We start from the raw sequence: 21490 nt of genomic DNA, 5'->3' as shown, positions 1-21490 counted from the left end.
TGTGTTGTGATGCATCCGGATGTTTAGGAAGCCGGCCACTGGTCCTTCGGGATATCCTTGTAGACGTCCTCTAGCTGCGCGAATCCGGAATCGATAACCGTTTCCTTCAAATTCGCCTTCGTCACGATGACCGGCTCCAGCAGATTGGACGGCACGTCCTTCAACCCGTTCGGCACCTTGTTATTCGCCGCCGGTTCCTTGCCTTGCGACAGCTCGACCGCCGCCTCTACCGTCGCGGTGACCATGTTCTCGATCGGCAAGTAAATCGTCATCGCCTGTTTGCCGGCCGCGACGCGCTGCAGCGCAGCCAGCTCGGCGTCTTGGCCGGATACCGGCACTTTGCCGTCCAGACCGTATTCGGCTAGCGCCTGAATCGCCGCGCCGGCCGTGCCGTCGTTCGCCGCCACGACGCCTTGGATGTTGCCGCCCGTCTTCGCAAGCATCGCCCGCATATGTTTGAGCGCTTCGTCCGGGTTCCAATCCTTCGAGTATTCGTCGCCAACGAGCGTAATGCCGCTGTTTGCTTTCAGCACGTTCATCGATCCGTCGCGCAGCAGCACGGCGTTGTTATCCGTATCGCCTCCGCCGATATAAGCGTAATTCCCCGTCGGCGCCAGCTTCAGGATCTCTTCCGCCTGCATCTCGCCGGCCTTCACGTTGTCGATCGACACGTAAAAATCAACGTCGGCGTTCTTCATGAGGCGCGCGTAGGAAAGCACCTTCACGCCTTTGGCGCGCGCCTTGTCGACGGCGGACTTCATGTTCTCCGTATTCTGGGCTACGACCACCAGCACGTCGATGTTCTGTTCGAGCAGCTCATCGATCTGACTCAGCTGCTTCTGCTCGTCGCCGCCCGCCTCGACCGTGACCACGTCCGCTCCAAGTCCGGACGCCTTGCCTTCGAACATGTCGCGGTCGCGCTGCCAGCGTTCGTCGATCAGATTGTGGATCGAGAGACCGATCAACTGCTTCTGTTCGTCAGTGGACGGGGTATTCGCGGCTCCCGAGCACCCGGCCGTTAGCATCAGCAGCGCGATGCCGGCCATTAACACCGAGGGGCGTACACGTTTCATAATCGCTTGTCTCCTTCTCTGGATGTAGGTTCTAGATGATGGATAAAATATCGGACGATCGCCGGTCCCTGATAAGAAACAGTTTTTTCCAGATGAAAAAGAAAAAAGGGCTATCCCCGAGGATAGCCCTTTGCGATGGATGCAGATCGGCGTCTGCTAAACGGCCGAAGATGTCGGCGACGCCGGCCCCTGCTGCGCGGACGAAGGCGCGCGCTCTTTCATGATCGCGAATTGCAGCATGCCGCCGGCCAACATGAACGCGCCAGAGATAATGGCCATCGTGCCTAGCGAGAACACGTGGAGCAGCGGCCCGCTGACCGCCATCATCAGCACCATCGTGCCGGTGAACATCGGCATCATGACCCCGCCGACGCGCCCCATGAAAGCTCCTTCCGTCCATCGAATCATCATCGTGCTGATCGCCACTTGAATGACGGGGAAGAAGAAACCCGCCACGGCATTCAAAGCGAGCGTAAGCCCCGTGATCGTCGAATACCCCATGCCGATCAAGGCCGCCGCATCGAACGCGAGCGCCAACAACAGCATTTGCGGCGGCGACATTTTCTTCGCCAAGAATGCCACGGAAATCCCGCCTGCCAGCACCGCGGCGCCGTTCGCCATCTGGAAGTATTGAACGAACGATTCCGGCTTGCCGAGCAAATCGGTCACGACGAAGATGCCGAGCGTGTTCGCGATGCCGCTCGATAGACCGACCATCGCGAACGTGATGCTAAGCGTCCGGAGCACCTTGTTGCGCAGCACGTACCGGAACCCGTCGCCCAGTTCCGCCGAGAACCGGCGCCGCTGCCCGCCCGCCGACGCCGGCGCGTCGTCCTTCGGCAGACGCAGCAGGATGAGGGCCGAGGCCAGGAATGCCGCGCCGGTGAAGCCCAGCGACGCCTCGATTCCGAATGCGCCGTAGATCGCCCCGCCCATCGCGGGTCCGAGCACCATGAACACCCCGGTCAGCGTCTGCGTCATTGCCATCGCGCCCTGCTGCTGCTCCGGCGGCACTTGGCGCTTGAACAATTTCATCATTGACGGCTGCGAGAATTGCGACAGTACCGCCGAGACGAAAGTGGCGAAGTACACCGCCTCCCATACTTCGAACGCCAAGGTGAGCAGCACCGCGCACACGGAAAAGGCGGACAGCAGATCGCAGCCGACCATCGTTCGTTTGGGACGCCACCGATCGGCGAACGTGCCGCCGATGAACGAGAAGATAAAGATGGGGGCGAATTCCGCCACCGAAATAAGCGAGACCGCGACCGGATCTTGATCCGTCCTCTCCGTCACATAGAGCAGGACGGAGAAATTTCTCACCCAAATGCCGATTTGCAGCATCATATGCGACAGCATGGCCGTGCGGATGAACGGATTGCTCAGAATGCCAGGGCTTTTCTTCGATACAGCTGGATTAGACACGGTAATAAACTCCCTTCATCATGAACTTTCCGAATCGATTCACGTGCTTCTTCTTCGGTTATAGCCTTCCGGTTCGTAGCTCGCCAATTGCGCCAACCACTTCTCCTCCAACCTGCGCAGCGCGTCCCTATACCCCATCGCCACCAGTCGGTTCGCGCCGGTACCGTCCGGATCCGCGATATCCTTATAATCATGACGCACCGTATCGTCGAGCTTTAGCTCCTCCAGCACCTCGAATTCGAAGCCCGCCCCGCCGCTGGCCGAATACTCCGCCTGAAGAGATTTGTTCATGTGCGAACCGAGGTCTAACACGAAACGATCGCGTTGCCAAACCGAACTTAATGAATTAGACGAATTAATAAATCGTTTGCCATTATTCGAGTTGATGATTTGATAAACGCCCATCTGTCGCTTCTTCATGCCGTATTCATGCTGCAACTCTTTTCTTCTGTCCATAACGCGATAAGTCCTCCTCAATAATTTAGCCAAAGACTAATTCCGTTTGTTTTATTTATAGACGTAATAATAAAACATCTATTTTATTTTATCAACCACTTTTACTAAATAACGAAAAAACCGTCTGCCAACACGGCAGACGGCTGTAGTTTTAATATTTATCTCACCAGAACACCAAACATATTTAATAATCGTCTAAATATATACAACAAACCACTCATCTTCCCTCAAACCGTCGATCTGGCGATCAGTTCACAAACGATCTCCCGGCGCCGATCCGCCTCGGCATCCGGCTCCGTCACCTCGCCTCTTAACATCCGCAGCGCCTCGCGCCCCATTTCGTACAAATGATTATCGATCGTCGTCAGCCCCAGCACCTCCGCGATCGGTTGATTGTCGAACCCCATCAACGCCAAATCCTCCGGGACGCGCAAACCGAGCTTTCCCGCTTCGGCCATCATGCCGACGGCCACCTGATCGCCCGTTACGAGCATCGCCGTCGGTCTCTCCTCCATCGCGTGCAATCGACGCATGACCGCCGCGCCGCTCTCGATTCCGTAACAATCGTAGAACGTCCACGCTTCGCGATACGGTTCCCCGACCTCCCGCAGCGCGTCCAAATACGCGGCACGCCGTCGCTCGCTGCTGCTGCTCACGTACCGGCTCATACATAGTCCGATATTCCGGTGGCCTTTGTCCACGAGATATCGGATCCCCGTTTCGAATGAGCGGTAATGGTCGGTAAAGACGGACGGAATCGGCTCTCCCGCCTGTTCGCCGCACGAAACAATCGCTCCGAACGCCCGATAGGCGGCGATTTCGGACCAGCCGAGCGATTTGGAGCAGACGATCAAGCCGTCGATCTGTTTCTCCTTCACCAACGTAAGCGCGCGGCGTTCCTCGTTCTCGTCGTACCCCGTCTGGCAAAGAACGAGCCGCAAGCCGTGTTCCAGCGCCTCGTCCGACATGCCTTCGACCAGCCGGGAGAAATACGGATGATTGATGGACGGCAGCATAATCCCGACCATATCGGTCCGCCCCCGGAACAGATGCACGGCGTTAATATTGCGCGAGTAGTTCAGTTTCGCCATGACGTCCTCGACCGCCCGGCGCTTGTCCTCCGATACGTACGGATGGCCGTTCAGCACCCTCGACACCGTGCTCACCGATACGCCCGCCAGCTTGGCGATCTGCCGGATATTCGCCATGTTCGATCCCTCCCACATTTTTTTTCGCGGCCTGCGCTTGACCTGAAACGCGTTTCATCCTTTACGCTTGGTTCTGCAAGCGCTCCTTGCCATGCTTCATGCGCTTGCCGACCAGCAGCGGCGTTACCTCTACCGGAGGGCGTGACGCTGCTGATTCCAACCAGAAAGGCGGATTTCGCCCATGCAATCCCTACCTAAGCTCGTTCTCTTCGACATTGACGGCACGCTGCTCGATCACGCCAGCCAAATCCCCGCTTCGACGAAAGAAGCGGTCGCGCTGCTGCAAGCCGCCGGCGTTCATACCGCCATCGCGACCGGCCGTACGCCCTCCGATTTCACGTGGGTATGCGAAGAGCTCGGCATCCACTCTTATGTATCGATTAATGGCCAATACGTCGTTCATGAAGGCGCCGTGATCTACGAAAATCGCATGCCTGTCGATCTGCTGAGCGAGCTGTCGGCGTTCGCGGGCGACGCCGGCCATATGACCGCCTACTGCGGCGCGGGCAAAGTCTGCGTCAGCCGTCCGGCCGAGCCGCACCTGGAGGCGGGCTTCGCCTCCGTCAATCTGCCGTACCCGGAAGTCGATCCCGATTATTATCGGCATTCGCCGGTCTATCAAGGCAACATTTTCATGAGAGCGGAGGAAGAAGCGCTTTATATTAGCCGATTCCCCTCGCTGCGGTTCATCCGTTGGCATGAGCAGGCGGTCGACTTCCTGCCGGCGGCAAGCTCCAAGGCGGCGGGCCTCGTCCATCTGCTGCAGGCGTTCGGCGTCGCTTACGAGGATTGCGCGGCTTTCGGAGACGGCTTGAACGATCTGGAGATGCTGTCTGCCGTCGGCATCGGGATCGCGATGGGCAACGGATGCCCGGAAGCAAAAAAAGCGGCGAACTATGTCACCGCTTCTTCCTCCGAACATGGTATATGGTCCGCGCTGCAATGGCTCGGTCTGCCGCAGCCCGCTTACTTGGTTCGCTAACGCGAGGCCGGCTTTCCGGTCGCCGCCCGGCCCCAGCGCGACTCGCGTCGTCTAGTCTCCCGCGGGCAACTCTTGCCGACGTCGCGATCTAGTCGCGGCGATCCGCGGGCAGCAGCACCGCAAGCACTCCGGCGAGCGGCAGGAAGCTAGCCCAGACGAGCACGCGGTCCAGCCCCCAATGATCGCCGGCATTGCCGATCGCGACCGCGCCGAGCGCGCCCATGCCGAACGCAAGTCCCGTAATAAGACCCGACACCATCCCCACCTTGCCGGGCACCAGCTCCTGCGCGTAGACGACGCTGACCGAGAAGCCGGAGAGCAGCACGAAGCCGAGGATGAATATAATCGGATACACGAGCGCAAGCGGCAAGTGCGGCAGTGCGAGAGCGAACGGCGCCGCCCCCGCGATGGAGAACAGGATCATCCGCTTGCGTCCGAACCGGTCGGCCAGCATGCCGCCGAAGAACGTGCCGAGCACGCCGGCCGCCATGAACAGGAAGATCGGCAGCTGCGCCGCTTTGACCGACATGCCCTTGAAGTCGTGCAAGTAAATCTGATAGAACGTGCCGAGGCTCGAGAAGTACCACGAACGCGCGAAGACGAGCAGGACAAGCACCGTCATGGCGAACACGATCATGTTCCTCGTGAGCGGCTTCGTCTCGGCGCTGGCTGCCGCGGCCGCCTTCTTCTTGACCGGCTTGCCGTTCGCCGCGAGCTGCTGCCGGTACCAAGGCACGACCCGCAGCAGAATGAGGACGGCGGCAATCGCCAGCAGCGTCCCCCAGATGGCGCCGGGCTGGCCGAGCGGCTCGAATATAAAGATCGTCATGAGCGGCGCGAGCGCGCTGCCCGCGTTGCCGCCGACCTGATAGATCGACTGCGCGAAGCCGCGCCGGCCGCCGGCCGCGAAATAGACGACGCGCGACCCTTCCGGGTGGAAAATCGCCGATCCAAGGCCGATGAATACGACCGCGAGCATAAGCGTCAAGAATGATGGCGCGATACTAAGGCCCGCGATTCCCGCCAGGCTGAGCCCCATGCCCGCCGGCAGCATCCAGGGCGCCGGACGTTTGTCGGAGATCAATCCGACGACCGGCTGCATGATCGAAGAGGTCATGTTGAGCGCGAACGTGATCCACCCGATCTGGCCGAGCGTCAAATGCAGCGACTCCCGCACGACCGGGAACATCGCCGTGACGACCGCCTGCATCGTGTCGTTCAGCATATGCACCGAACTGATCGCCAGCAGCACCGAGTAAACCATGCCGGTCTGAATGGCGTTTCCTTTTGCAGCAGATAAAGACGTATTCATATTACGGCAGCCACCTTCCCGCCTCCATGCATCGCCGCTCATGAAGGCACCCCTAAAATATACCAGCAACGATAACACACTCCGGGCAGGGTGACAATCCATGTTACGGAAAACGGCCGGCCGTTTGCGGTTTTGGCGAATTTTCGGCTAGTCGGACCGTCGCCAGGGAATGATATCGGCAAATAGGGATACGGAAATGTGGGGGGGCCAGCCGTGGATGACGCGAAGATGACGGATATCTATGACGCGCAGGAGACGCTTAGCGATCTGCGCTGGCAGTATTGGCAGCAGGAGGTTGTTTTCTCCTGGAGGTGGTGGCTGCTGCTCACCGCCTCCCTCGTCATGATCGGGGTTTGGCTCAAACTTGCGCGCAAGAACGAGAAGCCGTTGCTGCTGCTATACGCGCTGATCACGCTGCTGATCGCGGTTACGCTGGACGTGGTCGGCGCCGAATTACTGCTCTGGGATTACCCATATATGGTGCTGCCGTGGGGAGCCAGGTTGTTCAGCGCGGATTTGGGGCTGGGCATCATACTCAGCTTGCTTTATCAATATTTCCGATCTTGGAGTGGCTTCGCCGCCGCTTCGACCTGCGCCGCGGCCGTGTTCGCTTTCGTCCTGGAACCGCTGCTGATCTGGCTGAACATCTATAATGCTTACGCGTGGGAACACTATTATTCCTTCCCTTGTTACATTGCGCTAGCTTGCGGGCTCAAAGCGTTCACCGATTATGCGGCCAGACGCGGCGGCAATCAATTGGCCGGTCGCGGCTAGGTTCGCTGCGCGTCGGACGCCCGTCTTGCCGGATCGGCGGGATCGTTCATGTATCCTGCCGACGCACGACCCCTACGCTGATCGCTTGATGCTGCCATAACAACCTTCTGACCGCCTCCACGCTGTCCGGCTGACAGCGGATCAGCACCGTCACTTCCGGCAATCTTGCCGGCTTCCTCGGACGGCCGCCTCTCGCCTGCGAGATGATTGCGTGCAGGAGCAGGCCCAAGCCGAAGCCGATTATCGCGGATATGATGCCGCAAATGATCGGTCCCCAAGGCCATATGAAGCCGCGGCTCGTCCCGATGACGGACAACGCGGTCGCGCAGGCCATGCCCGTCTCGAAGCCGCCCGCCTTCCGGTCCCGGGATTGTATCGGCTCCAAGGCGTCGTTCGTCTCGTCGATATCCATCGGCACGGCCATGATCCGGTCCCGCCCGATCCCCGTATTCTCCAGCAGAGCAAGCACCTGTTCCAGCTCGGTCGCAATTTGAAATGAGCCGACCACCAGCATGCTCACTCCCCCTTCCATATTCGCTCGATATCGGCCTCCTGATATCGATTCGTCATATACTGTCGCTGCTCCAGCCTGAACAGCCGATTATGGTCCCCGGCCTGCAGGTGGGCATGGTAGATGGCGCCGCCCAGCACGGATGGCATAAATAACAGCCAATGCGGATTTAGCACTGCCGTCGAATATCGCAGATTGCCGTTAATAAGCGCGAGCACCCCGTCGTACAGATGCGACTTCCCGATATATATCCACCACCACATCATGCCCCAGAATCCCAGGTCGAGCCGATGGTTGTAGAGCTGGCCCAATCCAGGGAAGATCAACGAACAAATCGCGGCCACGCGCGGTTTTTTGATCTCGATGTATTGCAGGCACCACCGGCTGATATGGAAAGGCCGGATCGGCGCGTTCTCGAGCTCCGCCAGGCGCGTCAGCTTGTTCACCTCGGAGGCGCTGCGGTAGCTGTCGTACATGGCCCAGAAATAAATCATCAAATATCCGTACGTCCAGGTCGGATCGATGACCGCCTTGGCCTGTTCGAACTGTCCGCAGAACGATAGCACCATCGCCTCGTTCACATGGGCGAGCGTATTGGTAATGACTTCGCCGACGGATAGCAGCGTGCCGCGCAGATACATATTCAACACAAAGTGACCGAAGCCGGGAAAAGACGCCGACCACCACAAAATAACGTAGGGGTTATGGCGGGTAAGCATCGTGATCCCGTTGGCGGTAATAAACGTCTGCGGCCGGCGAATGGCAGTAGTCCGGGTCAAGTCGAGATCATTCCTTCTACGCTTGGTAAGAACAGGTTCATTGGTTATGGGTAGTATGTCAATATTTGATAATTCGCATGCAGGACGGCGATGAATCGCGCCCTGCGAATTTCGACGGCGTTAACGCCAAACAGACCCGCCCCGGCCAGGCAGCCGGTGCAGGTCTGTTATGATGCGTCTTGCGTGCCGAACTACCCTCTTATACCGTCACGGCCTGACCGAACTGCGCGCGGTGAAGCCTTGCGTAAGCGCCGTCCTTCGCCAACAGCTCCTCGTGCTTGCCGCTCTCGGCGATGCCGTTCTCGTTCACGACGAGAATGCGGTCCGCATGGCGGATCGTCGCCAGCCGGTGGGCAATGACGAGCGTCGTGCGGTTATGCGCCAGCTCCGTCAGCGCTTGCTGAATGATCGTCTCGGTCTCGGTGTCCAGCGCGGACGTCGCTTCGTCGAGAATGAGGATCGGCGGGTTCTTCAAGAACATGCGCGCGATTGCCAGCCGCTGGCGCTGCCCGCCGGATAGCTTCAGCCCCCGCTCGCCGATGACCGTGTCCATCCCTTCCGGCAATCCCTCGATCATCTCGAGCAGGTGGGCCCGGCGCGCCGCGTCGCGGATATCTTCTTCGCTGGCGCCCAAGCGGCCGTATGCGATGTTCTCGCGAATCGTCCCGGCGAACAGGAACACGTCCTGCTGGACGATCCCGATGTGAGCCCGCAGCGACCGCAGCTGCATGTCGCGAATGCGGATGCCGTCGATCGCGATGTCTCCGCCATCCACCTCATAGAAACGCGGGATCAAGCTGCACAGCGTCGATTTGCCCGCGCCGGACGGCCCGACGAGCGCCACCGTCTCGCCTGCGCGAATGTTCAAATTTATGCCGCTCAGCACATCGGCATGGCCTTCGTAGCTGAAGGTCACGTTGCGGAATTCGATATCGCCGCGCAGCCCGTTGACGGGCACGGCGTTCGGGGCGTCCTTCACGTCCGGCTCGGTGTCGAGCAGCTGAAGGAACCGTTTGAAGCCGGCCATCCCTTTCGGGTACGACTCCATCAAGGCGTTGATCTTGTCGATCGGCTTCAAGAAAATGTTGACGTACAGCAAGAAGGCGACCAACTCCCCGCTGGTCAGCTTCCCTTCGTGCGCGAACCAGGCGCCGCAGACGAGCACGATCAGCGAGATCAGCTTCGTCATCATGTAGATGCCCGACGAACTGAAGGAGATGGCCAAGTAGGAGCGCAGCTTCGCCGCGCGGAACAGCTGGTTGTTGACGCGGAATTGCTCCTGCTCGTGCGGCTCGTTCGTGAACGACTGGACGACGCGGATGCCCGAGACGCTGTCTTCGACGCGGCTGTTCACCTCGGCGATCCGCTCGAACATATTCGTCGCGGCGCGGTCCAGCTTCCGGTTGAAGTACACGATGATCCAGATGAGGAACGGCACCACGATGAACGTGATGAGCGCCAGCTGCCAGTTGACCGTCAGCATGATCGAGAAGGCGCCGGCGAACGTCATCAGCGCGATGAACGCATCCTCCGGACCGTGGTGGGACATCTCGCCGATCTCGAACAGGTCGTTCGTCATCCGCGACATGATCGTGCCCGTCTTGTTGTTGTCGAAGAAGCGGAACGACAGCTTCTGCACGTGATTGAACAGCTGCTGGCGCATGTCCGTCTCGATATTGATGCCCAGCTTGTGCCCCCAGTAGTTGACGATGAATTGCAGCCCCATGCTCATCAGATACACGAGCAGCAGCGCGGCGCCGGCCGCGGCGATCATCGACCAGTCGCCTTTCGGCAGCAGATCGTCGACCATCCACTGCACCGCGAGCGGGTAAGCGAGCTCCAGCAGCGCGGCCACGACGGCGCAGCCGAAGTCGAGCAGGAATAGTTTCTTGTACGGCAAATAGTAAGATGCAAAACGCCGAAGCACGGTCAAGCCCTCCTGATTCTCTCTATATTTGTAAAATGTCGTTGGTTTCAACCCTAGCACCTTTCGGCATCCGCCGCAACGGAATTCTCGTGCAAGAGGCTTCCTTCCCCTGAAGGGATGGAAGCCTCTTAGCCGGTTCATATCCTTAGGCGCGAAGGTCGACGAACGGCTCCGGCTTCGGGATCCGCTCCAGCAGCTCTTCGTGCAGAAGCGTCTTGTGCATCCAGATCGCGGCCTGCGAACCGTCGCCCATCGCGATGACCGTTTGCTCCGAATGGGCGACGATATCGCCTGCGGCCCAGACGCCGGGCACGCTCGTCATTTTCGTCCGGGCGTCGACAAGAATATGCCGGTTCTTGAACAACTGGACGCCCAGCTGCTCGGCCAACTCGGCCCGCACCTCGTTGCCCCCGAAAGCCGCGAACCCGGTCGCCGCTCGCAACCGCCGTCCGTCCTGCAGCGTGATTCCCGTCATGGCCGCGTCATTTCCTTCGTCCATCTCGACGCGCGCGATAGGCTCCTCGATGTAGAGGATGCCCTGCTCTTCCATCCGTTCGCGCAGCGCGGGGCCTACCGGCGCCCGTTCATGGTTCACGTACGTTAGCTTGTCCGTCCAATACCGGACCGTCAGCGCCATATGCGCCCCCGCATCGCCGGCGCCGAGAATGAGCGACGGCTGGCCGGTCGCTTCGTACCCGTCGCAATCGGGGCACACGTAGATGCTGGTGCCCAAGCATGCCGCAAGCCCCGGCAGCTCGGGGAGCCGGTCGACGACGCCCGTCGCCAGCAACAGCCGCCTGCCGGCGGCGCGATCCCCGTTCGCCGTCGTAATGACGAAACCAACTGCCGTTGTCTCCGCGCCGATCGCCTTTCCTTCTAGAAACCGGACGCCGTGCGCCAGCGCCTGCTCCTTCCCCGCTTCCCGCAGCATTCTCCCGCTGACGCCCTCCGACCAGCCCAAAATATTGTTGTACCGTCTGCACAGCGTAGACCTGCCGTCGCCCGCATCCACGACGAGCGTGCTGCGGTTGTAACGTCCCAGCTGGATCGCCGCTTGAAGACCGGCCAATCCGCCGCCGACGATAATGCAATCATAAGTCATGCGAATCATCCTTTCGTTTCCAGTTCATCCAATCGACAACGGCGCAAGATTCCATAAGCATCATTATCCCGCAGCAGACCCAGCTTAAACGAGCATCCGCCGGATTTTACGGCGCTAATCGGAAGAGAACCCCTTTATTCCCGGTTGCATTCAAGGTGTATGATGGACATAAGGAGATGACTGCATGGAATATTCGTGGAAACGCAACCTGATCGTGTTATGGACCGGCGTGTTCTTTTGCAGTACGGCTTATTCGATTTCCATCCCGTTTATCCCGCTGTTTCTGCATCACGACCTCGGCATCGAGCGGAATCTGGAGCTTTGGTCCGGCTTCGCGTTCGGCATTACCTTTCTCGCCAGCGCCTTGATCGCGCCTTATTGGGGGTCGCTCGCGGACAAATACGGGCGCAAGCCGATGCTCATCCGTTCCGGCTACTCGCTCGCGGTACTGTACGTGCTAACGTATTTCATCCACGACCCGTATCTGTTTCTCATCCTGCGGATTTTCCAAGGGCTGCTGGCCGGCTATGTTCCCGCCGCGATCGCGCTCATCGGCACGAACACCCCGGAGAACAAGACCGGCTACGCGCTCGGCATCATGGCGACGGCCGGCGCGACCGGAGGGATTCTCGGGCCGCTCGTCGGCGGCGTCGCCAGCCACTACTTGGGCAACCGCGAATCGTTCTTGATCTCGGGCGCCGTCGTGCTGGTCGCGGCCCTCATCGCCACCTTCTTCGCCAAGGAGCAGACGTTCAACCGCTCCGCCGCGCGCTCGAGCATTCGCGGCGACATGCGGCATGCCATGGAGAACAGTCTGTTCATGAGCACGCTCGCGCTGCTGGCCATCACGACGTTCTCGGTCATGATTCTCGAGCCGCTGCTCACCGTGTACATGCTGCAGCTCGGCGTCGGTCAGGGCGATGCTTCGCTCACCTCCGGCATCGTATTCTCGGCCGTAGGCATCGCGACGCTCATCGCCGCGCCGCAATGGGGCAAGATCGGCAGCCGGATCGGATACCAGAAGGTGCTCTACATCGGTTTGCTTGGCGGCGGCATCGGCAACATGCTGCAGTTCTTCGTCACGCATTACGCCCAGTTCGGCGTGCTGCGCTTCGTGTACGGCTTGTTCTTCGCCGGCGTCTATCCGTCGCTGAACGCCACGATCGTCAAGGTGACCGAGCCGCAGTTCCGCGGCCGCGCCTTCAGCCTCGGCCAATCCGCCAACCAGATCGGCACCATGCTCGGCCCGATGATCGGCGGCGTGCTCGGGCGTTCCATCCCAATCCGCTGGGTGTTCATCCTCAACGGCGTCCTGCTCATCTGCGCCGCCATCGTGCTGAAGCGCCAGCGCGCCCGCCAGACCGTCGCCGTGGCGGCGGAAGCGCAGTAGGCTCGGTAGGCGCGAGCCCGGCAGGCGCGTATAGCATCGCGCGGCAGCCCTTAATCGTTACGTCCCCGTCGGGTCGAACGTTAGGGGCTATTGCTCGTGCCGCGACTGTCCGTTGGGCGTCCGCGCCGCAACCCGCAATTGCTCCTCGCAGCCGCAACCATGCGTATAGTCGTGCACACCCGCTATTGAGCCCCTGAACCGTCACACTATCTCCAGTAGTCGCACCTAGCCCACTATTGAACTCCTGACCCGTCGAACCTTCTCCAGTAGTCGCGCACAGCCCACTATTGAACTCCAGACCCATTGAACCTTCTCCAATAGTCGCGCACAGCCCACTAGATTCAGCTCGCCTTCCAAGTCTCTCCTTCTACAGCCCAATTACGGCGACACAAAAACACCCTGATCACGCAATCAGGGTGCAATTCGTTGCCTATATCATTGAATATCTATACCATCCAATATCTGCGTCATTCAATATCTACGTCGTTCAATATCTACGTCGCTGAAAATCCATGCTCGCTCCGCCGCTACTCGAACCGCAGCGCGTCGATCGGCTTCAAGTTCGAGGCCTTGTTGGCCGGGAACATGCCGAAGACGATGCCGATGAAGACGGAGAAACCGAACGCCAAGCCCATGATCGGATACGATAACTCCACGCCGAGCGTCGTCGTCTTCGAGACGATGAGCGCGATGCCGACGCCGAAGCCGACGCCGAGCAACCCGCCCAACCCGCTGAGCGCGACCGATTCGATCAGAAACTGGATCATGATATCCTTCTTCTTCGCGCCGATCGCCTTCCGAATGCCGATCTCGCGCGTCCGCTCCGTCACCGATACGAGCATGATGTTCATGATGCCGATCCCGCCGACGAGCAGCGAGATGCCCGCGATGCCGCCCAGCGCGATCGACAGCGTATCCGATATGCTGCTGAACGTCTCGAGCACGTCCGCCTGGTTGAACACGTTGTACGCGTCCTCGTTGCCGCGGAATTTTTTGTAGAGCGCGTTCTGAAGCTCCAGCGTCACTACATCCATATCCGCGCCGTCTTCGACCTTGATATAGACCGTGCTGACGCCCTTCGACTTGAACAGCCGCTCCGAGTTCGTAATCGGAATCATGACGATGTCGTCGTTCGACCCGCTGAGCGAGGAACCCTTCGACGCGAGCAGCCCGACGACCTTATACCGAATGCCGTTGATGAGTATCCGCTGGCCGACCGCGTTCTCGGTGCCGAACAACTCCTCCGCCGTGCTCGAGCCGAGAACCGCGATGCGCTGATAGAAGTCCAGGTCGATCTGGGAGACGAAACGCCCCGCCGACAGCTGATAATCCTGCGCGCTCGTGTAATCCGGCGTCACGCCGAGCACGCTGACGCTCACGCTGGTCGTGCCGAATTTGACCGTGCCGTTCTGGCGGTTCGCCGGCGCGGAGTCCTCCACGCCTTCAAGCTCGGCGAATTCCGACGCTTCCTTATAGTCGATCGTCGTCGTGCTGCCTCGCCCGCTGATGTTGACCGTCAACGAGTTCCTGCCCAGCGCGGCGACGGAATCCGTGACGGACTTCGTCGCCCCTTGCCCGAGCGACACGAGCGAAATGACCGCCGTCACCCCGATGATGATGCCGAGCATCGTCAGGAGCGCGCGCATCTTGTTGCCAAGAATGCTCTTGGCGGCCATTCTAAACGCTTGCCCGATATGCACCCGCGCCACCGCCTTCCTCGCTGATCCGCCCATCCGAGATGCGGACGACGCGCCCTGCTTGCTGGGCGATCGACAAATCGTGCGTGATCAAAATAATCGTATGTCCCGCTGCGTTCAGTTCTTTGATCAGCCCCATCACCTCGACGCCCGTCTTCGTGTCGAGCGCCCCCGTCGGTTCGTCGGCGAGCAAAATCGGCGGATTGCCCGCCAGCGCCCGCGCGATGGCGACCCGCTGCTGCTGGCCGCCGGACAACTCGTTCGGCCGGTGCTTGCTGCGCGAATCGAGACCGACTTTCGCCAGCGCCTCCATCGCCGCATCCTTCCGTTGCTTCGCCGGCACGCCCCGGTAGATCAGCGGCAGTTCGACATTCTCGAGCGCGGTCAGTTTGTTAAGCAGGTTAAAATTTTGAAAGATAAACCCGATCTTGCGATTGCGAATCTCGGCCAGCCGGTTCTCCCGGAGCCGGCTAACCTCTTCCCCGTCCATCCAGTAGCTGCCGGAGGTCGGGCCGTCGAGACATCCGATGACGTTCATCAGCGTCGATTTGCCCGAGCCCGACGGCCCGATGATCGCGAGCATGTCGCCATGCGCGATTTCCAGCGAAATACCACTGAGCGCGTGGACGATCTCGCCGCCCATTTTGTACTGCTTATTCAGCTGTTCGATCCGAATGAGCGGTTGGTTCCCGTTCTGCTCCGCTTCCATCTAGTCCCGACCTCCTCCGCCTCCGCCGCCCGTAGCGCCAGTTCCGCCTGTACCGCCAGAAGGACGTTGGAAGCCTCCGCCGGCTCCGCCTTGGAAACCGCCGCCACCGCTAGGGAAGCCGCCCGTCATGCCGCCCATGATGCCCATCCCCATGCCGCCTTGCATTTGCTGCTGGTTAGAAGACGCGCTCGTCACCATGGTCGGCACGACAACCGCGTCGCCTTCGCTTAAGCCGGATACGATCTCGATATAGTCTTCGTTATGCAGACCGACTTCGATGAATTGCATGTTGCCGCGACCGCCTTGCTGGGCGCCTCGGCCCCCGTTGCCTGTCTGGCCCGTCTGCGTTCCGCCTGCCGCGCCGCCTTGACCGCCTGCTGGTGTTTCGCCCGTCGCGCCGCCTTGACCGCCTGCTGGCGCTTCGCCCGCCGTGCCGCCTTGGCCGCCCCCTTCTCCGCCTTGACCGCCTGCTTGGCCCGCCCACTGGCGGCGTCCGGCCGTAGCCGCATCCGCGGCCGCCGTCTGCTCGGCCGTCGGTAGCACGACCATATATCGGTCGCCCATCGATTGAACGGCGTCGATCGGGAGCAGCAGCGCGTCGTCTTTCTTGTCGATCGTAATGCTCGCTTCCGCCGACATGCCCGCTTTAATGGTCTTGCTCTCGCCTTTGTCGACCGTGATGGTGACATCGAACGAAGCAACGCCGTTGCTGCTCGTGCCTTCTTTGGCAATATCCGTTACCTTACCCGTGAAGGTCTCGTCCTCCAGCGCCTCGACCGCTACCGCGGCGGTCTGTCCCAGCTCCACCTGCGGAATATCCAGCTCGTCGACAGAGACGACCAGCTCCATGTTGTCGTAATCGACAATCTCGCCAATGTCCGCCGTATTGTTCAACTCGTCGTCCACCGACACGTTCATCGTCGCGACCGTGCCGCCGATCGGCGCCGTAATCGTCGACGACGCGCTCTTCTCCTTCAGCTCGGCGATCGTCGAGCGGGCGAGCTCGATGTCCATCTTCTGCTGCTTCATCTGGAGATCGATTTTCTTCTGCGCGCCTTCATCCGCCGCCGTCTTGTAGCTCTCCTGCAGATTGGTCAGCTCCATCAGCTTCTTCTCGAGGTCGACTTCCTTCGACTTGATGGAATCGGCATTGTCCTCGCCGGCCAGCACGACCAGCACGTCGCCGGCTTTGACGGTGTCGCCTTCTTTCACCTTAACCTCGGTAACGGTACCGGACTTGCCGGCCTTCACCGTCTCCCGGTTCGCCAGCGAGATGCTGCCCGATCCCGATACGGTCACTTCGATCGAGCCTTTGAACACCTTTGTCGTCGCCACCGACGCCGCCACGACCTGCTCTTCTTTATTCATGACAAAATAGGCCGTTACCGCTCCGCCCACCAGGACGACGCCGATGCCTAGCAGCCACCACTTTCTCATTGCTGTTCTCCCGCCTCTCCATTATTGGCCGGCATCGACCGGACTTGCAGCGATTGCGCCGTCGTTTGGTCCGGATTGAGCCATACGGTCACGATATCGCCCGCCTTAAGCGCCGAAGCCTCCATCGGCGTATTCGACATGCCGTCTTGCCCGAAACTCATCGCGGAAATCGCAGTCTCCGAGTTCAATGTTACCGTTACCTGCTCGTCCGTAAATTCCATCTGGCCGAACCCGCCGCGCCCGCCCTGCGGCCGTTGGCCTTGTCCGTCCGCCGGCGGTTCGCCGCCCGGGCCGCCTTGCTGGCCTTGCGCGCCGTCTCCGGCCGGAGCATCGGCTCCGGGATTCCCGTCTTGCGCGGGAAGCGCATCTCCCGATCCTCCGCCCGCTTGCGGAGCCGAACCTTCCGGTGCCTGCCCGTTCGGCCGCCGTCCCTCGCCCATGTCGCCGCCCGGCATATCCGAAGGCTGCACGTTCGACTTCTGAATCACGACCGAATCGGCCGTTACGCTGACGATTTTGCCCATCAGATCGCCGGCCCGCTCCGGCATGCCCACGCCCTCCGCTCCGTTCGCCGACTGCGCGGACGCGCCGGCTTCGGTCACCGTATTCGTCGCGGCCCCCTGGCCGTCTCCGCTACCGCAGCCCGCTAGCAGGGCGGTCAGCGCGAACGCCGCCCCGACGCTTGTCCATTTCATTCGTATCGCCACTAGCGCATGTCCACCTCTCGCTCTGAATTCTGTTTCTTAGCATAGCAGGGCAATATGAACGATCGGTGAACATGCGCGCCGCGCCGGAGGATGCCGAACAGCGGTGCGAGTAGGCGTCCATCAGCCTTGTCGGCGGCGAGCGGGCTAGGCGCGCGCATGCCAAAAAAGCCATCCCAGCGGGCAATGTCATTAAGATTAGACTTCGCTTAATGACATTGTCCCGGCGGGACGGCTTCCTGCTTCGACATCAGGCGCGGATCGTAATCGCGAACGTCGTGCCTTGCCCGACTTCGCTCTCCACCTCGATCTGAGCGCCGTGAAGATCCAGAATATGTTTGACGATCGACAGGCCAATGCCCGTCCCCACCTTGCGGCTGCGCGATTTGTCGCCTTTGTAGAACCGCTCCCAAATCCGCGTCAGTTCCTCGGGCGCAATGCCGATGCCGTAATCGCGGACGATGATGCGCGCGAGTCCATCCTCCTCCCGCAGCGACACGTCCACCCGGCTGGCCGCCGGCGAGTAGAGGATCGCGTTCTGCAGCAAATTGGCCACCACTTGGTCGATCCGGTCGGGATCCGCGATCACGAACAGATCCTCCGCCGGACCGTCGAGACCGACGCTCACGCGATGCTGCGCGAACAGCGGCTCCATGCGCGCGATCGTCTTGCGCGTCTGCTCCGACAGATTGAAGCGGATCTTCTCCAGCCGGAATTGTCCGGCCTCGATCCGCGCCATGTCGAGCAGATCGCCGACCAGCTTCATCATCCGGTCCGACGATTCCTTCATCAGCTCCAGGTAGCGCCGCTGCTTCTCGGGCGGAATCGCCCCGTCGGTAAGCGCGGTCAGGAACCCGTTGATCGACGTCAGCGGCGCGCGCAAATCATGCGACACGTTGGCCAGAAACTCCCGCCGTTGGTTCTCGAGCGACCCCAACTCCTCGGCCATGTAGTTGATCGCTTGCCCGAGCTGGCCGATCTCGTCCTCCGTCCGCACCTCGACCTTGCGGGAGAAGTCGCCTTTGGCGTATTGCAGCGCCGTCTGGCTCATCTCGCGCAGGGGCCTTGCGAGCCTGCGGCCGAGCACGAAGTAGATCGCCACCGCGAGCGGAATCGTCACCAGCATGCTGAGCAAATACGGCTGCACGAACCGATTCACGTCGCGCTCGAACTCGAAGGAGAGACTTACGATCGCTTTCTCCTCCATGTTCGTCGCTCCCGGAATCGCCTTGGCCGTGAGCAGCACGCGCGTCTGGTCGGAATACGTCTCCTCCGATACTCGTTTCCCGCCCAGCGCATCGCTAACGATCTCGGTTTCGAGCGGGATGGCTTTGCCGTGATTACCGAGCGTATACAGCAGCCGACCGTCGGCGCCGTACAGCTGATACGTCCGTTCTGGCCCGCCCATGCCCCACTGCAACGATTCGACAAGCGTCTCTTGATCCCATCCTTTGGAGTAGCCGTATTTGATCCGTTCGATGACGCGGTCTTGCATCTGCTCCGACCCGGCGCGAATGAAACTCCGCAGGTTGCTTTTGAAGATCGTCGCCGACAACAGGCTCGACAACCCGAACGAGATGAACGTGATGAGCAGGAAGCTGAGAAACATTTTGGCGAAAATCGTCCTCATCTTCATCCGCCGCCCTCCCCGTATTTGTAGCCGATGCCCCGAATCGTCTCGACCTTGCATTCGATGCCGAATTGGCGCAGCTTCTCGCGGATTCGCTTCACGTGCACGTCCACCGTCCGCGGATCGCCGTCGTAATCGAAGCCCCACACCTGGTCGAGCAGCTGCTGTCGGGTAAAGACGCGGTTGCGGTTCGACGCCAGAAAATAAAGCAGCTCGATCTCCTTCGGCGCGAACATCGCGTTCTCTCCGTTCACCGTCAGCTGCAAATGGCGCATGTCGAATAACAGCTCGTCCAGCTTGACGATCTCCTCATGGTACAGCGACGGGTTCGTCCGGCGCAGCACCGCGCGAATGCGGGCCATCAGCTCCTTCGGGTCGAACGGCTTCACGATATAATCGTCGACGCCCAGCTCGAACCCCCGCAATTTGTCGTAGCTTTCGCCTTTGCCCGAAAGCATGATGACCGGCGTGGCGAACTCTTTGCGAATTTGCTCGCAAGCCGCCCATCCGTCCATCTCGGGCATCATGATGTCGAGCACGATCATGTCGGGCGACTCGTCATAGACGAGCTCCAGGCCGCCCGCGCCGTCATGCGCCGCATATACCTCATATCCCTCGAGCTCCGCGTACAGCCGGATCAGCTCGCATACATGCTCGTCGTCGTCGATTGTGAGCAATTTGATCGGTCTCATGCCCCGTCCCCTTCGAGTCGAAAATAGAATTGCCACCATCGTATCACGCGAAGATGAAGATAAAATGAACGAACGCTGTCTATTTCCGGGGAAATAATGCCCGAAATGACAAATTCGTTCCGCGCTCTCCGCAGCGGCAATGGCGCGTTTCGGCACGATGCCCGGTTTCTCGCCCCGCATCAGGCGCTCGTGAGCATCGCAGCGCATTTTTCGTTCGAAATTGGCGGCAGGATTTCGCGATGACAGAAGCGCGGCATTCCAACAACGGTATTTAGAATGCACTCCCATTTCCGGTTGAACAACATCCGCGCTTCGTACTCGCCCCGAAGCTTTCTAGCCTTAATTCTTTTCCTTACGAAAGGTACGCCCGCTTAAGCTTCTCCGCCGCCCCAAGCGAAAGATGAAGAGAGCCGGAATGCAGCCGGACGCTGCAGAATAGGCGGCAAGTCCCGTGTGCCGAAATCCGTAACCGGGAGATGCTTCCTATTTTGCCATCAGGTAGAAGGAAAGCGGCATTCTCGTGCGGAAACTATATGTATGCGGGTTTTGCGAAGCCCGGAGAAACAAACATGGATCGGAAATTCGGAAAACTTCATTCAAGTCCAGTGTGGGAGGGATCATCATGTCGGATTCCGTGCATCAACGGTTGATCGGCGCGAAGGAACGCGTCTTTCGGCTGCAGAAGGCGCAGCGTCGCAAAGAGGAGCTCCAGAAGCGGCTCCGGGAGCAGGAGCGGCTCATCATGCGGCACGAAATGACGCTCGAAGCCGAATCGCCCGACTACGGCAAGCTGCTGCGCCTGCCGGTCGCGCATCTGTTCCAAACGCTGCTGCGCAGCGAAAAGGAGCAGCTGAAGCCGGAACGTCGGCAGGCGTTGGCGGCCGCGCTGCAGCTTCAAGCCGCCAGGCAGCTGCATGCCGATACGGAGACGGATTTGCACCAAGTCGGCGTCGACTTAAGCCACTACCGCAACGCCGCGCGCGAATACGACGAACTGATGGCCGAGAAAGAGGCGCTCTTGCGCACCTCGCCCACTTTTACGTACGACTTGGCCGAGATGGACGAGTCGATCGCCACCCAGGCCGCGCTGGCCAAGGAGCTGCAAGAGACTTGCGCCGCCGGGCGCCGGGCGGTCGCTTCGCTGGAGGACGTCACTCGGATGCTCGGGAAGGCGGAGCGTTGGGGCGGCTGGGATGCTCCCGTTCGCGGCGGTTTCGGCAGCAAACCTCTCCCCTACAACGATATCGACGAGGCCAAAAGCCACACCCATCATGCGCAGCACCTGCTAGCCGCCTACCGCGACGAGCTGGCCGAGGTGAAGCGCACGTCGGATCTCGGTCTCGATCCGGATGGTCTGCTGCGGTTGACGGACGAGTGGATCGACGGTTTGATTACGGATTGGATCGATCACGGCCGGCTGCTGAGCGCGGTTGAAGTCATTCACCGCGCGCTCCAAGTCGTGCGCGGCATGGTCGGCCGGACCGAGACGGCGCACGCCGCGGCGGAATCGCAGCTGGCGAGCATGAAGATCGGCCGGCTCAACTGGATCGAGGGGCGCGAACTTGCTTAGCAGGCGTGCCGCCAGTCGCCGCGAATCCAGGTGAAACAGCTAACGCCGTCTTTGCGACGAAGCGCGTTTCATTCATTTATAAGCGTGTAACTTATAAATTCTTGTATATAGA

General features: G+C 60.3%; 19 protein-coding genes. 4 read left to right on the top strand and 15 right to left on the bottom strand.

The genetic code is table 11. The features are described from left to right. Nucleotides 1-23: 23 nt before the first annotated feature. The 4 genes from BCM02_RS22985 to BCM02_RS22970 all read right to left on the bottom strand — a co-directional run bounded on the left by BCM02_RS22985 (nucleotide 24) and on the right by BCM02_RS22970 (nucleotide 4162). Nucleotides 24-1073, bottom strand: coding sequence for a sugar ABC transporter substrate-binding protein (locus BCM02_RS22985; RefSeq protein WP_222871028.1), 1050 nt, complete (start codon nucleotides 1071-1073; stop codon nucleotides 24-26). Nucleotides 1074-1229: 156 nt separating this feature from the next. Continuing rightward, nucleotides 1230-2498, bottom strand: coding sequence for an MFS transporter (locus BCM02_RS22980; RefSeq protein ID WP_246183512.1), 1269 nt, complete (start codon nucleotides 2496-2498; stop codon nucleotides 1230-1232). 39 nt (nucleotides 2499-2537) lie between these two features. Beyond that, nucleotides 2538-2954, bottom strand: a complete 417-nt coding sequence (locus BCM02_RS22975) for a GIY-YIG nuclease family protein (RefSeq protein WP_148931475.1) — start codon at nucleotides 2952-2954, stop codon at nucleotides 2538-2540. A gap of 227 nt (nucleotides 2955-3181) precedes the next feature. Beyond that, nucleotides 3182-4162 (bottom strand): LacI family DNA-binding transcriptional regulator, encoded by a 981-nt coding sequence (locus BCM02_RS22970; RefSeq protein ID WP_148931474.1) that lies wholly within the window; start codon nucleotides 4160-4162, stop codon nucleotides 3182-3184. 181 nt (nucleotides 4163-4343) lie between these two features. On the opposite strand from BCM02_RS22970, the gene BCM02_RS22965 reads away from it, so the two are divergent. Beyond that, entirely contained in the window at nucleotides 4344-5144 is an 801-nt protein-coding gene (locus BCM02_RS22965) for a Cof-type HAD-IIB family hydrolase (RefSeq protein ID WP_148931473.1), read from the top strand. An 88-nt stretch (nucleotides 5145-5232) separates the two neighbouring features. On the opposite strand, the gene BCM02_RS22960 is transcribed toward BCM02_RS22965, so the two are convergent. Beyond that, nucleotides 5233-6456 carry an MFS transporter gene (locus BCM02_RS22960; protein ID WP_148931472.1) on the bottom strand — a complete coding sequence of 408 codons (1224 nt, stop codon included), beginning with the start codon at nucleotides 6454-6456 and terminating at the stop codon, nucleotides 5233-5235. A gap of 213 nt (nucleotides 6457-6669) precedes the next feature. Here BCM02_RS22960 and BCM02_RS22955 point away from each other — a divergent pair, with 213 nt between their 5' ends. Next, nucleotides 6670-7230 carry a CBO0543 family protein gene (locus tag BCM02_RS22955; RefSeq protein ID WP_148931471.1) on the top strand — a complete coding sequence of 187 codons (561 nt, stop codon included), beginning with the start codon at nucleotides 6670-6672 and terminating at the stop codon, nucleotides 7228-7230. Nucleotides 7231-7276: 46 nt separating this feature from the next. Here BCM02_RS22955 and BCM02_RS22950 read toward each other — a convergent pair whose 3' ends face one another. The 4 genes from BCM02_RS22950 to BCM02_RS22935 all read right to left on the bottom strand — a co-directional run bounded on the left by BCM02_RS22950 (nucleotide 7277) and on the right by BCM02_RS22935 (nucleotide 11549). Then, nucleotides 7277-7744: a hypothetical protein gene (locus tag BCM02_RS22950; RefSeq protein ID WP_148931470.1), complete on the bottom strand. Its 468-nt coding sequence runs from the start codon at nucleotides 7742-7744 to the stop codon at nucleotides 7277-7279. A 2-nt stretch (nucleotides 7745-7746) separates the two neighbouring features. After that, nucleotides 7747-8520, bottom strand: a complete 774-nt coding sequence (locus BCM02_RS22945) for a hypothetical protein (RefSeq protein WP_148931469.1) — start codon at nucleotides 8518-8520, stop codon at nucleotides 7747-7749. A gap of 199 nt (nucleotides 8521-8719) precedes the next feature. Continuing rightward, nucleotides 8720-10447 (bottom strand): ABC transporter ATP-binding protein, encoded by a 1728-nt coding sequence (locus BCM02_RS22940; RefSeq protein ID WP_148931468.1) that lies wholly within the window; start codon nucleotides 10445-10447, stop codon nucleotides 8720-8722. Between the two features lie 145 nt (nucleotides 10448-10592). Further along, complete coding sequence (locus BCM02_RS22935) at nucleotides 10593-11549, bottom strand: NAD(P)/FAD-dependent oxidoreductase (protein WP_148931467.1); 957 nt, start codon at nucleotides 11547-11549, stop codon at nucleotides 10593-10595. 184 nt (nucleotides 11550-11733) lie between these two features. Here BCM02_RS22935 and BCM02_RS22930 point away from each other — a divergent pair, with 184 nt between their 5' ends. Next, the gene (locus tag BCM02_RS22930) at nucleotides 11734-12939 is read left to right on the top strand and encodes an MFS transporter (RefSeq protein WP_148931466.1); all 1206 of its coding nucleotides are present in this window, start codon (nucleotides 11734-11736) and stop codon (nucleotides 12937-12939) included. 527 nt (nucleotides 12940-13466) lie between these two features. Here the strand turns inward: BCM02_RS22930 and BCM02_RS22925 are convergent. From BCM02_RS22925 to BCM02_RS22900, 6 genes are all read right to left on the bottom strand, one after another. Then, nucleotides 13467-14639 (bottom strand): ABC transporter permease, encoded by a 1173-nt coding sequence (locus BCM02_RS22925; RefSeq protein WP_148931465.1) that lies wholly within the window; start codon nucleotides 14637-14639, stop codon nucleotides 13467-13469. Beyond that, nucleotides 14617-15345 carry an ABC transporter ATP-binding protein gene (locus tag BCM02_RS22920; protein WP_148931464.1) on the bottom strand — a complete coding sequence of 243 codons (729 nt, stop codon included), beginning with the start codon at nucleotides 15343-15345 and terminating at the stop codon, nucleotides 14617-14619. Before BCM02_RS22920 ends, BCM02_RS22925 begins: the two co-directional genes overlap by 23 nt. Continuing rightward, on the bottom strand, nucleotides 15346-16782 hold the full coding sequence (locus tag BCM02_RS22915) for an efflux RND transporter periplasmic adaptor subunit (RefSeq protein WP_148931463.1): 1437 nt from the start codon (nucleotides 16780-16782) through the stop codon (nucleotides 15346-15348). Next, nucleotides 16779-17489 carry a hypothetical protein gene (locus BCM02_RS22910; protein ID WP_148931462.1) on the bottom strand — a complete coding sequence of 237 codons (711 nt, stop codon included), beginning with the start codon at nucleotides 17487-17489 and terminating at the stop codon, nucleotides 16779-16781. Before BCM02_RS22910 ends, BCM02_RS22915 begins: the two co-directional genes overlap by 4 nt. Before the next feature lie 247 nt (nucleotides 17490-17736). Beyond that, nucleotides 17737-19122, bottom strand: coding sequence for a sensor histidine kinase (locus BCM02_RS22905; protein WP_187434364.1), 1386 nt, complete (start codon nucleotides 19120-19122; stop codon nucleotides 17737-17739). Beyond that, entirely contained in the window at nucleotides 19119-19808 is a 690-nt protein-coding gene (locus BCM02_RS22900) for a response regulator transcription factor (RefSeq protein WP_148931460.1), read from the bottom strand. Before BCM02_RS22900 ends, BCM02_RS22905 begins: the two co-directional genes overlap by 4 nt. 622 nt (nucleotides 19809-20430) lie before the next feature. Between BCM02_RS22900 and BCM02_RS22895 the strand changes: the two genes are divergently transcribed. Further along, the gene (locus BCM02_RS22895; RefSeq protein WP_148931459.1) at nucleotides 20431-21378 is read left to right on the top strand and encodes a hypothetical protein; all 948 of its coding nucleotides are present in this window, start codon (nucleotides 20431-20433) and stop codon (nucleotides 21376-21378) included. Nucleotides 21379-21490: the final 112 nt, after the last annotated feature.

Source organism: Paenibacillus methanolicus (genome assembly GCF_008124765.1).
GTDB lineage: Bacteria > Bacillota > Bacilli > Paenibacillales > Paenibacillaceae > Paenibacillus_Z > Paenibacillus_Z methanolicus.
Note: the sequence above shows the minus strand (reverse complement) of the source record. Positions and strands in the feature narration are given on the sequence as shown.

Excerpts from the sequence above, each read along its gene's own strand:
- BCM02_RS22970 (WP_148931474.1), bottom strand. The coding sequence starts at position 4,162 with ATGGCGAATATCCGGCAGATCGCCAAGCTGGCGGGCGTATCGGTGAGC.
- BCM02_RS22905 (WP_187434364.1), bottom strand. The coding sequence starts at position 19,122 with ATGAAGATGAGGACGATTTTCGCCAAAATGTTTCTCAGCTTCCTGCTC.
- BCM02_RS22960 (WP_148931472.1), bottom strand. The coding sequence starts at position 6,456 with ATGAATACGTCTTTATCTGCTGCAAAAGGAAACGCCATTCAGACCGGC.
- BCM02_RS22895 (WP_148931459.1), top strand. The coding sequence starts at position 20,431 with ATGTCGGATTCCGTGCATCAACGGTTGATCGGCGCGAAGGAACGCGTC.
- BCM02_RS22975 (WP_148931475.1), bottom strand. The coding sequence starts at position 2,954 with ATGGACAGAAGAAAAGAGTTGCAGCATGAATACGGCATGAAGAAGCGA.
- BCM02_RS22935 (WP_148931467.1), bottom strand. The coding sequence starts at position 11,549 with ATGACTTATGATTGCATTATCGTCGGCGGCGGATTGGCCGGTCTTCAA.
- BCM02_RS22900 (WP_148931460.1), bottom strand. The coding sequence starts at position 19,808 with ATGAGACCGATCAAATTGCTCACAATCGACGACGACGAGCATGTATGC.
- BCM02_RS22930 (WP_148931466.1), top strand. The coding sequence starts at position 11,734 with ATGGAATATTCGTGGAAACGCAACCTGATCGTGTTATGGACCGGCGTG.
- BCM02_RS22965 (WP_148931473.1), top strand. The coding sequence starts at position 4,344 with ATGCAATCCCTACCTAAGCTCGTTCTCTTCGACATTGACGGCACGCTG.
- BCM02_RS22920 (WP_148931464.1), bottom strand. The coding sequence starts at position 15,345 with ATGGAAGCGGAGCAGAACGGGAACCAACCGCTCATTCGGATCGAACAG.
- BCM02_RS22985 (WP_222871028.1), bottom strand. The coding sequence starts at position 1,073 with ATGAAACGTGTACGCCCCTCGGTGTTAATGGCCGGCATCGCGCTGCTG.
- BCM02_RS22915 (WP_148931463.1), bottom strand. The coding sequence starts at position 16,782 with ATGAGAAAGTGGTGGCTGCTAGGCATCGGCGTCGTCCTGGTGGGCGGA.
- BCM02_RS22950 (WP_148931470.1), bottom strand. The coding sequence starts at position 7,744 with ATGCTGGTGGTCGGCTCATTTCAAATTGCGACCGAGCTGGAACAGGTG.